Source organism: Streptomyces sp. TLI_171 (assembly GCF_003610255.1).
In the GTDB taxonomy this organism is placed as follows: domain Bacteria; phylum Actinomycetota; class Actinomycetes; order Streptomycetales; family Streptomycetaceae; genus Kitasatospora.
On sequence record NZ_RAPS01000001.1, the window covers coordinates 407,884 to 420,521 of the forward strand.

At 76.0% G+C, this 12,638-nt stretch carries 11 protein-coding genes; 4 read left to right on the forward strand and 7 right to left on the reverse strand.

The window, feature by feature from the left end; genetic code table 11:
* Positions 1 to 4 precede the first annotated feature (4 nt).
* From BX266_RS01895 to BX266_RS01930, 6 genes are all read right to left on the reverse strand, one after another.
* Positions 5 to 1,594: a hypothetical protein gene (locus BX266_RS01895; protein WP_099897192.1), complete on the reverse strand. Its 1,590-nt coding sequence runs from the start codon at positions 1,592 to 1,594 to the stop codon at positions 5 to 7.
* Positions 1,591 to 2,727, reverse strand: a complete 1,137-nt coding sequence (locus tag BX266_RS01900; protein ID WP_099897193.1) for a lantibiotic dehydratase C-terminal domain-containing protein — start codon at positions 2,725 to 2,727, stop codon at positions 1,591 to 1,593. The genes BX266_RS01895 and BX266_RS01900 overlap by 4 nt, the downstream gene beginning before the upstream one ends.
* Positions 2,724 to 4,004 (reverse strand): lantibiotic dehydratase, encoded by a 1,281-nt coding sequence (locus BX266_RS01905; RefSeq protein WP_147437088.1) that lies wholly within the window; start codon positions 4,002 to 4,004, stop codon positions 2,724 to 2,726. The genes BX266_RS01900 and BX266_RS01905 overlap by 4 nt, the downstream gene beginning before the upstream one ends.
* The gene (locus tag BX266_RS38305; RefSeq protein ID WP_183096865.1) at positions 3,953 to 5,812 is read right to left on the reverse strand and encodes a lantibiotic dehydratase; all 1,860 of its coding nucleotides are present in this window, start codon (positions 5,810 to 5,812) and stop codon (positions 3,953 to 3,955) included. Before BX266_RS38305 ends, BX266_RS01905 begins: the two co-directional genes overlap by 52 nt.
* Before the next feature lie 120 nt (positions 5,813 to 5,932).
* Positions 5,933 to 6,139, reverse strand: coding sequence for a thiazolylpeptide-type bacteriocin (locus tag BX266_RS01925; RefSeq protein ID WP_099897195.1), 207 nt, complete (start codon positions 6,137 to 6,139; stop codon positions 5,933 to 5,935).
* Positions 6,140 to 6,204: 65 nt separating this feature from the next.
* Positions 6,205 to 6,384, reverse strand: a complete 180-nt coding sequence (locus tag BX266_RS01930) for a thiazolylpeptide-type bacteriocin (protein WP_099897196.1) — start codon at positions 6,382 to 6,384, stop codon at positions 6,205 to 6,207.
* Between the two features lie 487 nt (positions 6,385 to 6,871).
* On the opposite strand from BX266_RS01930, the gene BX266_RS01935 reads away from it, so the two are divergent.
* From BX266_RS01935 to BX266_RS40725, 3 genes are all read left to right on the forward strand, one after another.
* Entirely contained in the window at positions 6,872 to 7,399 is a 528-nt protein-coding gene (locus BX266_RS01935; protein ID WP_099897197.1) for a GNAT family N-acetyltransferase, read from the forward strand.
* Between the two features lie 121 nt (positions 7,400 to 7,520).
* Positions 7,521 to 9,059 (forward strand): MFS transporter, encoded by a 1,539-nt coding sequence (locus BX266_RS01940; protein ID WP_099897198.1) that lies wholly within the window; start codon positions 7,521 to 7,523, stop codon positions 9,057 to 9,059.
* 76 nt (positions 9,060 to 9,135) lie between these two features.
* On the forward strand, positions 9,136 to 9,900 hold the full coding sequence (locus BX266_RS40725) for a TetR/AcrR family transcriptional regulator (RefSeq protein ID WP_099897199.1): 765 nt from the start codon (positions 9,136 to 9,138) through the stop codon (positions 9,898 to 9,900).
* A 25-nt stretch (positions 9,901 to 9,925) separates the two neighbouring features.
* Here the strand turns inward: BX266_RS40725 and BX266_RS01950 are convergent, their stop codons facing one another.
* Positions 9,926 to 10,429: a PadR family transcriptional regulator gene (locus BX266_RS01950; RefSeq protein ID WP_099897200.1), complete on the reverse strand. Its 504-nt coding sequence runs from the start codon at positions 10,427 to 10,429 to the stop codon at positions 9,926 to 9,928.
* Between the two features lie 328 nt (positions 10,430 to 10,757).
* On the opposite strand from BX266_RS01950, the gene BX266_RS01955 reads away from it, so the two are divergent.
* A complete protein-coding gene (locus tag BX266_RS01955) occupies positions 10,758 to 12,446 on the forward strand; it encodes a glycoside hydrolase family 13 protein (protein ID WP_259464487.1) in 1,689 nt (562 codons plus the stop codon).
* Positions 12,447 to 12,638 lie beyond the last annotated feature (192 nt).

Below are 12,638 nucleotides of genomic sequence, written 5' to 3' on the forward strand. Positions count from 1 at the left end.
CCGTTCACCGCGCACCCTCGGGCACCAGCACGGTGAACCCGCACCCGGCGAGCGCGGTGGCCAGCGCGGTCCGTCCGGACCGGGGCACCGCCCGGAGGCCGGTTGCGGCCTGCAGGGTGGTCTGCAACTGCGGCTCCCGGTAGGCGAGTTCGGTCAGCCACCGGTCGGTGTGTCCGGCGTCCGCCCAGGCGGCGGGCCGGCGGCCGGCGGCCGCCAAGGGGGCGGCCGCGCCGGTGAGCACCGTGTGCCGGGCGGCCTCCGTCCGGTGTCCGAGCGCGTCGAGCGCCGCCAGGGCGAGCGCGTCCGCCGCCCCGGCCTCGATCGCGCGACAGCCTTCCACCTCCGCCGTCCACGCTCCCCCACCGCTCAACCGACGTACCGTCACCACCGGGGCCCGCCCCAGGCCGCGGGCCAGTACGGCCAGCCAGTGCGCCGCCTGCGGATGGTCGAGCTGATCGGGCGGCGGGGGCCCGGCCGGCTCCCAGCGGCCCGCGGCGGCGGCCCGGCGCAGCGCCCGCCCGAGCGCGTGCCCGAATCCGGCGCCGACCACCGCCCCGGCGGGCGCGCCCTCGGCGGCGAGGTGCAGTTCGGCGGAGCGGCAGGCGGCGGCCAGCCGGGCCAGGTCGGTGCGGGGGGCGACGGCGAGCAGCGCCCCGGCCGGGGTCGGGCAGGACACCGTGGGGACGGGGAGCTGCGGCAGGCCGCCCGGTGACGGCGCGTCGAGGACGCCGAGCCGCCGGTCCGCGAGCGCGGCGATCCGGTGCAGGGCCTCGGCCAGCTCCGCGGGCGCTGCCGCCGCCGGGCCGGGCCCGGCGGCCCACGGGTGGTACTCGGCGCGGGGCGGCCGGTCCTCGGCGATCAGCACGGCCGGGCGGCCGGGCGGCAGTCGCGGGTCGGGCACCGTGTCGGCGGGGTCCGGCAGGTCTGCGACGGCGCACAGCAGCCGCTGGGCGGCGGCCGCCGCGAGCAGCGTCGCCAGCAGCTCGGACGGCTCGTCCGCCGGCCCGAGCCGGGCGGCGAGCTGCTCCGCGTCCGCCCGCACCCGGTCGGGGCCGGTCGGGGCGGTGACGAACCCGGCGCCGAAGTGGACGGCGACCGCGCGCGGCGGCTGCGCCACGGAGGCGATCACCAGGCCGGGCGGCAGGGCCGGGTCGGGGTGGACAGCGGGCGCGGCGCCACCCCGGGCGAGGGCGTCGAGCACCGCCCGGGCCGACCGGGCCGCGGGGTCGGCTGCGGTGACCACCGGGCGGGCGGCCGCGAGGGCGCTCACGGCCGCGGCCGGGTCGGCGGCCACCGCACCCGGCCAGGGCGGGAGTTCGGCGCCGGCCGGGTGGTCGACCAGCAGGTCGTGCTCGCGCAGCCGGGCCGTCACGGTGGCCAGGGCCGCCTCCAGCTCCGGCGGGCCGGCGGTCGCGGCCGCCGCCTCCCGGTCGCCGCCGAGCCGCGCCGCCAGCACCGGCCACAGCCGGGGCAGGGCCCGGCTGCCTTCGAGGGTCACGGCCGTGCCGCGCGCCCGCGGGTGCAGCCCGTCGCGCAGCAGGGTGGCGGCGACGCCTGGGCGCAGCCGCTCCCGACGATCCTCGGGACCGCTCATCGTCCGGCCTCCACGGTCTCGATCACCTCGGCGACCCGGTCCTGCCAGCGGTGGCCGGTGAGTGCGGGCACGGTGCGCACCACCAGGTGGGCGGCGAGGTAGCGCTCCACCGGGCGGAGGTCGCAGACCGCCAGCAGGCGGTAGAGGCCGTTGGTGGCGGCGCGGTGGATCAGGTAGTCGGGCCGGGTCCACATGGTGCCGGTCGGGTCGGAGCGGTGCAGCAGGCGGTGGAACTCGCTGTAGCGCAGCCGCCGTTCGGGGTCCCAGCGGTTCGCGGTGGCGGGATCGCCGAGCGCGGCGGCCCGGTCGCGGTACTCGGCCCGGCTGCCGCCCAGGTCGGCTCCGGCCGCGTGCAACTGCCCGGCGCGCTGCCAGGCCGTCACCGACCAGTGGGCCCAGTCCCGTTCGAAGCCCCGGGCGCCGCCGCCGGTGATCCGGCCGACCAGGGCGGTGACGCTGTCGCCGATCCCGTCCCAGGCGCGGTCGAAGGCGGCCCGCAGCCGGCCGTCCGGGTCCTCGTGGAGCAGGAAGTCCTCCAGGTGCGAGAGGTACGAGTAGTGCGCGCCGATCAGCCCGTCGGGGTGGGCGGCGGCGTGCGCGGCGAGCGCGACGACGGCCAGCTGGACGCGGGCCTGCTCGCGGTCGCCGTGCGCGCCCAGGTAGGCGCATCCGGAGCTCAGCGCGGGCAGGCCGAGCTGCAGCAACTCCTCGCGCAGCGCAGCGGATTCCACGCCGAGCAGCGCCTGGAGGGCCGCGGTCGCCGCCGGGTCGACGGGCGCGACCCGGACGGTGTTGTCGGGGTGCAGCGGGCCGTACGGGGGCGCGATCAGCTCGGCGCGACCGGCCACCGCCGCCTCGTCGAGCAGCTGCCGATCGCTCCGGTCGGCGACGGACGGGTGGGCGGCGGCCCACTGCCGCAGCCGGTCCGCGGCGTCGGCGGCCGCGCGCGCCGCCGGGTCCGCCGGTCCGGACAGCCGCAGGCGCAGGTGCGGTCCGAACCGCCAGTGCCGCTCGACGTGCGCGCCCAGTCCCGCGGCGACCGCGTCCCGGGCCACCGGCAGGACGGCCTCGCGCAGCGCCCGCGCCTTGACGGGCTGGTAGTAGGTCAGCACCACATCGTGCGCCCCGGTCATCGTTCCCCTCCCGCGTTCCGCAGCCCGGTCCGGGCCGGAGCCGTCTCCGACTCTCCGTCGGTTGCCGGCCCGCGGGCCGGCCGGTAGCTCTCCACCACCAGCTCGACCGTCCGCTCCGGTCCGCTCCCGCCGCCGATCGCCGGCAGCGCTTCCTCCAGCACCGCGCCGCCCGGGTGACGGGCCAGCCACCGGTCGAGGTGCAGCAGGTGCAGCGGGTTCCCCAGGTCGACGGGCTGCGGCTTGGGCGCCCGCAGATGGGCGGCGAACGCCTCCGCGGGCGTCCGGTCGGTCACCGGTTCCGCCGCGGGGTGCAGGAACAGCTGCTCGGGCAGGCCGAGCCGGGACCGCCAGCGCGCCACGGCCGCCAGCGGCACCGTCAGCTCCCGTGCCTCCTCTGCCAGTTCGGAGCGCAGCGCGGCGAGCACGGGCGGTGGGAGGTGCCAGCGGCGGCGGGTCAGCACGACCTGGCGGTGGCGCAGCCTCGGGGTGCGCAGGACGGTGCCGCCGGGCGCGGTCAGCGCGGTCCGGGGCAGCCAGGAGCGCAGGTCGACCGCGCCGTTGGGGTGGTCGTCGAGCAACGGCGCGAGCCGCTGCGGAAGCATGATCGGCGCGAGGAAACCCAGGTAGAGCACGTCCAGAGGCTCACCGGTGGACCGGATCCGCAGCCGGAGCTGGTCGGTGCGCCGGTCGTGGACGAGTTCGAGGTCGGCCTCGGCGAGTGCGGTGCGGTGGCGGTCGGGGCCGATCTCCTCGGCGAGCAGCAGCGGGTGCAGGTTGGCGTTGAACCCGCCGACCGGACGGATCTGCGCGGCCCGTGCCCCCGGCCCGAGACCGGCCCGCAGCTGCCGGGCCACCTCGGCCGCGGCGCCGGGCGGTGCGGCGTCGAGGAAGCGACTGGTGAACCGCCCCCACCCGCCGTAGATGTGGTTGACGCACAACAGCCCGTCGGCGGGGTCCCGTTGGACGAACCACGCGTAGCTGAGCGGCCGGGCGGCCGTCCACCCGGGCAGCCGCCCGGCCAGCGCGCGCACCGCCCCGGCGGGCAGCGCCAACTCCCCGTCCACCTCCGCCAGGGCGGTGAACTCGGCGCGGAGCGCCGCCAGTTCGGCGGGAACCCGCACCTCGGACCACGCCGCCGCGACGTCCGCCCCGAACTCCCAGGGCGCACCACACACCCCACCCACCCCGTACCGGGCCACGAACCGGTCCCGCGCCGCCCGCCGCATCAGGTGCCCATGGTCGAACAGCTCGGCCACCGCCCCCAGTTCAGCCAACACCTCCCGATCACCAACCCCCAGCACCCGGCCCACCTCCGCGCCACCCGCCGACACCGACCCCTGAACGCCCGCCCCGGGCCGCGCCGATGACGCGGCATCACCCAAAGCCACCGACCCACCCACTCCACCGAGCCCCGCCCGCGGCACAGCCCCGACTCCCGCCACCAACCCCCCGACGCCAGACCACTCCGACGCCGGAACGCCTGCGCCGGGCACTGCAAGTGACGTGACATCACCCGAAGCCACCGACCTCCCGTTCTCCTCTCCGAGCCCGCCGGGCACCGCCACCGGTGCGGCACCGTCTCCCCGGGCCGGTCGCCCGACCCTCCGAACCGGGCGGCCCCTGACGAGGGCGTCTCGTGAACGTCCTCGCTGAGGACGGTCAGTGGCGCGGCGTCCGCCGGAACGGGCCGGCCGGCGTCGGCGAGCAGGTGGCGCCAGTCCCCGGCAAGCTCGGCCAGGGCGCGCGGCCGGTCGGCTGCGGGTGTCGCGGCGAAGGCTTTCGTGGCTGCGTCGATCCGGCGGATCCGGCGGATCAACTCCGCATCCTGCGGCCACTGTTCGAGCCAGACGGCGAGGGCGGCGAGCGGCTCGGGGTGCTGCGGGTGCACCGGTTCGACGGGCACCAGCAGTTCGGCGTCGAGGAGTTGGCCGAGGAAGCGCTGCACGCCGGGGTCGCCGACCGGCCGGCCGAGCGCCGCGGCCAGCCGGGTGCCGAGCGGCCCGGGCAGCTCGGGGTACTCGACCAGGCTTGCCACCAGGGCGAGTTCGGGACGAGCGGCCAGGTCGAGCTGTTCCTCGCGGCCGACCAGGTAGCGTCCACCCGCGAACACCGTGCGGGTCCGCGCGTACCGCGCCTGACCGCCGTCGATCACGGCCGCGCTGGTCATCGCGTGCGGCAGGCTCAGCCTGCGTCGCGGGCGGTCGAGCAGCGCCACCACCAACGCGCCCACCAGCGCCCGGTTCACCCGCACCACGGAGATCGGCGCGCGGTGGACGTCACCCGGTTGCGCGGCCGCCCCGGGGAGCTCCCGGAGAGTGGCTCCGGCCGGCCCGTCCGCCGGCCCGCCGGCGTCGTCCGGGGCCGGTTCCCCACTCACCCAGCCCACTGCCGTGAACCAGGACAGCGGACTGGTCTTGCAGGTGGCCCGGAGGGCGTGGCGCAGGACGGTGGCCTCTTCCTTCCGGCGCCGCCCGCTGCGGGCGCCGGCCCCGTCGGGGTGGTGGCCGTTGGCGGTGACCGCGCGCAGCAGGTCGGCGCTGGTGGTGGCGACGGCCCGGGCGAAGGCGGGGTCGCGGCAGATGGCGGCGAGCGCGGCCCGCTCGGCGGCCAGTGCGGGTGGGACGCCGGTGGCGAGGGCGGCCAGCAACTCCGTTCGCCGGTCGCCCAGTCGGAGCCAGCGTGCGAGCCGGGGCAGGCGTTCGGGCAGGTCGCCGAGCCGGTCGGGCGGCAGCGGGCGCGGCGGCCGGCCGTTGTGCAGGTCGCGGCGGAGCGGGAGCACGACGCGCCGGTGGAACTCCTCGCCGTGGCCGTCCCGGCTGGCGTACAGGTCGTCGCCGAGCGCGGCCCTCAGCTGCTCCGACTCGGCTTCGATCCGGCGGAGCTCGTCGAGGGCCGCCCGGACGGTCGCGGTCTCCGCGGGCTGCGCGGACCGGGCGAGCACTGTGGACCGGACGAGTGCGTAGGGCGCGAGGGCGGCCGGTACCGGGCCGGCCCCGGCGGGGAGGTCCTGCGCGGGGAGGTCCTGCGCGGGGCGGTCCGGCGCGGGGCGGTCCGGCGCGGGGCGGTCCTGGGCGGGGTGGGACATGGCGGGCGGGCACCTCCGATCGGTCAACAGCGCCACGGGGAAGGGAAGTCGGCGGCCGGGAGCCCGGCGCCGCCGCGCCTGCGGGCGGCGGCGGGCTCCCGTGGTGCGGACGGCCCGGCCTCAGAGCGGCTGGGTCGGCGGGTGCGGGACCGCGCAGGACGAGGAACCGCAGGAGGTGGAGCTGGGTGCGCCGGACGCACCGCCCTCGGGGAGCGCGACGGTGTCGCGCAGCGCGGTGACGGTCAGCTCTCCGAGGTCGAGATCGAGATCGAGGTCGTCGAACCGCAGGTCGGTGGGCGCGGGCGCGCCGCCGAGGTGGTCGGACATGGTGGCCTCCGCTGGGGTCGGGCCGGTCCGACCCGGGGGTGATCCGGGCCGGACCGGCGATCGGGTCAGAGCTGCTGCGGCTGGGCGCAGGAGGACGAGCCCTGGCAGGAGCAGGAGCCCCAGGAGGCGCCGTTCTCGGGCAGCGCGACGGTGTCGCGCAGCGAGGTGACGGTGAGCTCGCTGAGGTCGAGGTCCTGCAGGTCGAGGACGGTCTCGGTCTCCACGGAACGGGACAGGTCGGACATGGCAAACTCCTCTGAGCTGGTCGATGTGCCGGGCAGACTGCGGCATGCATGCTCACGCAGATGGTGCGGGTGTGCCGGTATCCGGGCCCCCCTTGGTCGCGTGCCCGGAGTTCGATCTCCCGGGCTTCGCGCCGACCCGTTGGCGAGTCTAGGTCGCGGGGTGCGTCCGGCAGCAGCGCGCCTCGACGGCTTGGCCGATTGCACCCTCCCGCGCAAGGACCGCCATTCGGATCTTCGCGCTGGCCGCGACCGCGGAGGCCGCACCTCCGAAGCCCCGTCGCCGCCCGGCATCGACCGAAAACAATCGCCCGCGGACCCCATTCGGCGAATGCACCAACTCAAACTTTTGCAAAGCAATATGACGGTTAGTCAGGCCGATTCCACGAATCCGTCGGAGCTTGTTCCGCCCGCCGCGCTTCCGCTGCCGAAAAACCTGTCGAAATCCTGTCTCCCCGGCCCGGGCCGACCGCTCGGGTACGCTCCCCGGATGCCCGAACCGACCGCCTGGCCCGTCGCCGCCGAGATCGTCACCGCCGCCCTCCGCCTGGAGCCGCTGCGGGTCGCGCACGCCGCGGAGGCGCACGCGCTGTTCGACGACGCGCGGCTGCACGCGTTCACCGGCGGCACGCCCCGCTCACCGGCCGAACTCGAGGCCGCGTACCGCCGCCAGACGGCGGGTCGGTCACCGGACGGCACGGAGGGCTGGCTGAACTGGCTGATCCGCCGGACCTCGGACGGCGTCCTGGTCGGCACCGTGCAGGCGACCCTGCGACGGACGGCGGACGGGCGGACGGAGGCCGAACTCGCCTGGGTGGTGGGCACCGCCCAGCAGGGCCGCGGCTACGCGAAGGACGGCGCCCGGGCGGTGACCGACTGGCTGCGCGGGCAGGGCGTGACGCGGCTGCTCGCCCACGTCCACCCCGACCACCACGCCTCGGCGGCCGTGGCCGCCGCCCTCGGTCTCGCCCCGACCGCCGCGGTGGTCGACGGCGAGCGCCGCTGGCAGTCCGACTGACCCGACCGCCGTGGGCCGTCACGCACCGCACCCTCCCGCGGATATTCGTTGTACACCGTAGAAGACCTCCTCTACGGTGTACAACGAAAGGTCACGCCCACCCACCGCCGAGGGAGCCCTGTTGTCACAGCCGTCCGTCTCTCCGATCGCCCCGCACCCGCGGCGCTGGGTGATCCTCGCGGTGGTGTGCCTGGCCACGCTGGTGGTGCTGGTGGACAACACCGTGCTGAACGTGGCGATCCCGTCCCTGACGGAGGATCTGGGCGCGGGCACGGCCGACGTCCAGTGGATGATCAACGCGTATGCGCTGGTGCAGTCGGGGCTGCTGCTGACGGCCGGCAGTCTGGCCGACCGGTACGGGCGCAGGCGGGCGCTGCTGGTGGGGCTCGCGCTGTTCGGGCTGGGGTCGACGGCGGCGGCGTTCGCCCAGTCCTCGGGGCAGCTGATCGCCGCCCGGGCGGGGATGGGCATCGGCGGCGCGCTGCTGATGACCACCACGCTCGCGGTGGTGGTGCACGTGTTCCAGGGGGCCGAGGTGCCGAAGGCGATCGGGATCTGGGGGGCCGTCAGTTCGCTGGGCTTCGCGGGCGGTCCGCTGCTCGGCGGGGTGCTGCTGGCGCACTTCTGGTGGGGGTCGATCTTCCTGATCAACGTTCCGGTGGCGCTGCTGGGCCTGCTCGCGGTGGCCCGCCTGCTGCCGGAGAGCAAGGACCCGTCGGGGCGGCGGCCGGACGTGCCGGGCGCGGTGCTGTCGACGGTCGGCATGGTCGGCCTGGTGTACGCGATCATCTCGGGGCCGGTGGACGGCTGGGGCTCGGGCGGGGTGCTGCTGTCGGCGGCGGTCGGCGCGGCGGGCCTGTCCGGCTTCGTGGCCTGGGAGTCGCGCACCCCGACGCCGATGCTCGACCTGGGCTTCTTCCGGAACCGGCGGTTCAACGGCGCGGTGGCGGGCGGCATCCTGGTGGCGTTCGGCATGGCGGGCTCGCTGTTCCTGCTCACCCAGTACCTGCAACTGGTGCTCGGCTACCTGCCGTTGCAGGCCGCGCTGCGGATGTCGCCGCTGGCGCTGGTGATCGTCGCGCTCAACCTGACGGGCGTGGGCGCCAAGCTGCTGCCGCGGCTCGGCTTCGCGGGGGCGATCGCGCTCGGCATGGCCCTGCTGGCCGGCGGGTTGGCGCTGATCGCCGAGCTGGGCGGGCACGGGTACCCGGGGCTGCTGGCGGGTCTGGTGCTGATGGGCTGCGGCATCGCGGTCGCCAATCCGGCGATGGCGGCGGCCGTGATGGGTGCGATACCGCCGGAGCGGGCGGGCGCGGGCGCGGGTGTGCAGGGCACGGTGACGGAGTTCGGCGGCGGCCTGGGGGTGGCGGTGCTGGGCGCGGTGCTCGGTTCGCGCTTCGCCGCGGGCCTGCCGGACGGCGTCCCGGCCGGGGCGGCGAGGTCGCTGCCGGAGGCGCTGGCCGCGGCCCCGGGCGAGGCCGCCCGGGCGGCGGTGCGGGACGCGTTCGCGCACGGCCTGACCAGCAGTCAGCTGATCGGGGCTGCGGCCGTGCTGCTCGGCGGTCTGGTCTCGGGAGCGCTGCTGCTCCGCGCCGAGCGCGGCGGCCCCGCGGCCCCGGCCGGCGCGGAGCGCGAGCCCGAGCCGGCGGCCACGCCCTGACGCCCGGGCTCCCCGTCCGCCCCCCGCGCCCGAGGCCGTACGGTGGTGCCACCCCCGTCGGACGTGAAGGAGCAGCGTGGCCGCGAAGCGAGCCTCCCAGGTCAGGAAGAGCGTGTGGCTCGCCCCGCCGCCCACCCGCGGCCGTCGCGCGGGCCGGGCCGAGGCGCGCACCGGTGGCGCGGGCGGCCTGGACCGGGAGGTGATCGTCGCGGCGGCGGTCCGGCTGCTGGACGAGCAGGGCGAGGCGAAGTTCTCGATGCGGGCGCTGGCGGCCCGGTTGGACGTCACGCCGATGTCGCTGTACTGGTACGTCGCCGACAAGGACGACCTGCTGGAGCTGGCGCTGGACGTGGTGGCGGGCGAGATGGCGCTGCCGGCGCCGGGCGACGGCTCGGACTGGCAGGCGGGCCTGCGGGCGCTCGCGGTGACCTGGCGGGCGGCGATGCTGGCGCACCCGTGGGCGGTGCGGATCTACGCCGACTACCTGAACATCGGACCGAACTCGGTGCGCTTCTCGGCCCGCGCGCTGGAGGTGGCCCGGGACTCCCCGCTGCCGGAGGCCGACGCGCTGGCGGCGCTGTCCGCGGTCTTCCAGTACGCGTACGGCTTCACCACCACGGAGATCAACTGGCGGGAGAAGGCGGCCGCGGCGGGGACCACCACCGACGGCCTGATCGCGGAGATCACCGAGGCGGTGTCGAAGGTCCCGGAGATCGCCGAGTCGGGTGCGCTGGTGGAGCGCCCCCGGGAGCCCGAGCACCTGCTCCGCGAACGCGAGTTCCACCGCGCCCTGGACTGGCTGCTGGCCGGCATGCGGGCCGGGCTCCCCGGTGCGCCGTGAACCGCGGCGCCCGCTCGTCCCGGCGTCAGGTGAACTCCTGCTGGCAGCGCTCCAGCCAGTCGAGTTCGGCCTTCAGGTGCAGCACCTCGCCCTCGATCAGCAGCCGGGACACGCCGTGGCCCTCGCTCCGGTCGGCGGTGGCGTGCAGGCCGCGGATCGCGGCCAGGCAGTGCGAGCGCTGCAGGTCGATCAGGGCGCGCGGGTCGGCCAGCCGGGTGTGCGGGCCGAGCACCAGTTTGAGGAAGAAGTCCTCCCGGACCTTGCCGCCCTCCGACGGCCGGGCGAACCAGGCGGCCAGCTCGGCCCGGCCGTCCTCGGTGAGCACGAAGACCCGCTTCGAGGGCCGCCCGTCCTGGGCGACGTCCTGACCCTCGATCAGGCCGGACTTCTCCAGCCGGCCGAGCGTGACGTACACCTGGCCGTCGTTGGTGCGCTGGTAGGCCGGGCCGAACGTGGACTCCAGGGCGCGCCGGAGCTGGTAGCCGTGCGCGGGGCCCGTGGCGAGCAGAGCGAGCAGCGGTAGCCGCACTCTGGGGTGCCTCCCTTCAAGGGTGGTGGGGGGAGCACGCCGTGCGGCCGAGCATCGTCGGTCGTACGCCGGGCGGCGCTCCTGGGCGTTGGTGTACCCCGGTGTGCGCCCCCTTACTCGCTCGTGGCACGGTTGGTTGTTCGCCCGGTTTCGTCCCGACTGGTGGCACCGCGAGTCCCAGGAAGTGACATCTTCCCCGGCAGTCTCCTGGACACGCAGTTTGGCCTATACCTAACATCTAGGTATCCCCGAGGAACTGACGGTATGTCAGGCGGGGCCCGTGCCTGTCAGCGCGACCTCCCTCGCGCGCTCCCGTGAAGGTGACGCCATGATCACGTCCCTCGTCCCCGGCGATCCGCCGCGCTCCTCCACCGTCCTCCCCGCCGAGCACCCGCTCCCGGAGGAACAGGCGGCCTCCGCCGCCGCCGACGCCCTGTGGTGGCGCGACGCGGTGATCTACCAGGTGTACGTGCGCAGCTTCCAGGACTCCAACGGCGACGGCATCGGCGACCTGCCGGGCGTGCGCGCCCGCCTGCCCTACCTGAAGCGCCTCGGCGTGGACGGGGTGTGGCTGAACCCGTTCTACCCCTCGCCGCAGCACGACCACGGCTACGACGTGGCCGACTACAAGGGCGTCGACCCGATGTTCGGCACCCTGGAGGACTTCGACCTGCTGGTCGAGGACTGCCGCAAGCTCGGCCTGCGCCTGGTGCTGGACACCGTGCCCAACCACTGCTCCGCCGAACACCCGTGGTTCCTGGAGGCGCTGGCCGCCACCCCCGGCTCCGCCTCCCGCAACCGCTTCCACTTCGCCGACGGCCGCGGCGCGGCCGGCGAACTGCCGCCCAACAACTGGCGGGCGATGTTCGGCGGACCGGCCTGGAGCCGGATCACCGAGCCCGACGGCACCCCGGGGCAGTGGTACCTGCACATGTTCACCCCGGAGCAGCCCGACCTGAACTGGCGCAACCCCGAGGTGCCCACCGAGTTCGAGAAGGTGCTGCGGTTCTGGCTGGACCGCGGCGTGGACGGCTTCCGCATCGACGTCGCCGCCGGCCTGTACAAGCACCCCGAACTGCCGGACTCCCCCGACCCGGACGCCGACGAGCGCACCCGCGACTCGGTCAACCCGCTGGCCTGGAACCAGCCGGAGGTGCACGGCATCTGGCGGTCCTGGCGGGCGATCTGCGAGGAGTACACCGAGCGGGACGGACGGCAGCGGCTGCTGGTCGGCGAGGCGTCCGTGCCGACGCCCGCCGAGCAGGCCAAGTACGTGCGCGGGGACGAACTGCACCAGGCGTTCTTCTTCCACCTGCTGCACGCCCCGTGGGACGCCGAGCACTTCCACCAGGTGATCGACGCCGCGGTGCGCGACATCACCGCCACCGGGTCCACCGTCACCTGGGTGCTCAACAACCACGACCAGGTCCGCACCACCACCCGCTTCGGCAGCCCCGAACGGGCCCGCGCGGCCGCCCTGTTGATGCTCTCGCTGCCCGGCGCGGCCTACCTGTACCAGGGTGAGGAGCTGGGCCTGCCGGAGGTCGACGACCTGCCGGACGAGGTGATCACCGACCCGATCTTCCACCGCACCGGCAGCCGCAAGGGCATCCGGGACGGCTGCCGCGTCCCGCTGCCGTGGGCCGGCACCCGCGCCCCCTACGGCTTCAGCCCGGAGGGCTCGGCCCCGAGCTGGCTGCCGCAGCCCGCCTCGTTCGCCCGGCACACCGCGGAGCGGGCGCTGGCCGACCACACCTCCCCGTACCACCTGTACCGGGAGGCGCTGCACCTGCGCCGGCTGCTCCCGCAGCTCGGCGAGGGCACCTTGCGCTGGCTGGAGACCCCGCCGAACGTGCTGGCCTTCACCCGCGGCGACGGCCTGCTGGTCGCCACCAACTTCGGCACCGTCCCCGCCCCGGCCCCGGTCACCGGCCCGCCCCTGCTCTCCTCCGGCCCCTGTCCGCCCGACACCCTGCCCCCGGCCACCACCGCCTGGTGGATCCAGCCCCGCCACTGACCCCCGCACCCCTCCCCCGGCCGCACCCGGGGGAGGGCGCCGTCAGTCCCCGCGACCCGAGGCCGGCGCGCCGCGCCGCCCCCGGAACTCACACCGAATCCACATGATTCCCTGAGGTTGGGACGACGGGCCCGCTGGCGACCGGGCCAGGGCCGGGGAAATTCCGTTCGGTCGACCGAAAATACCCCGCCG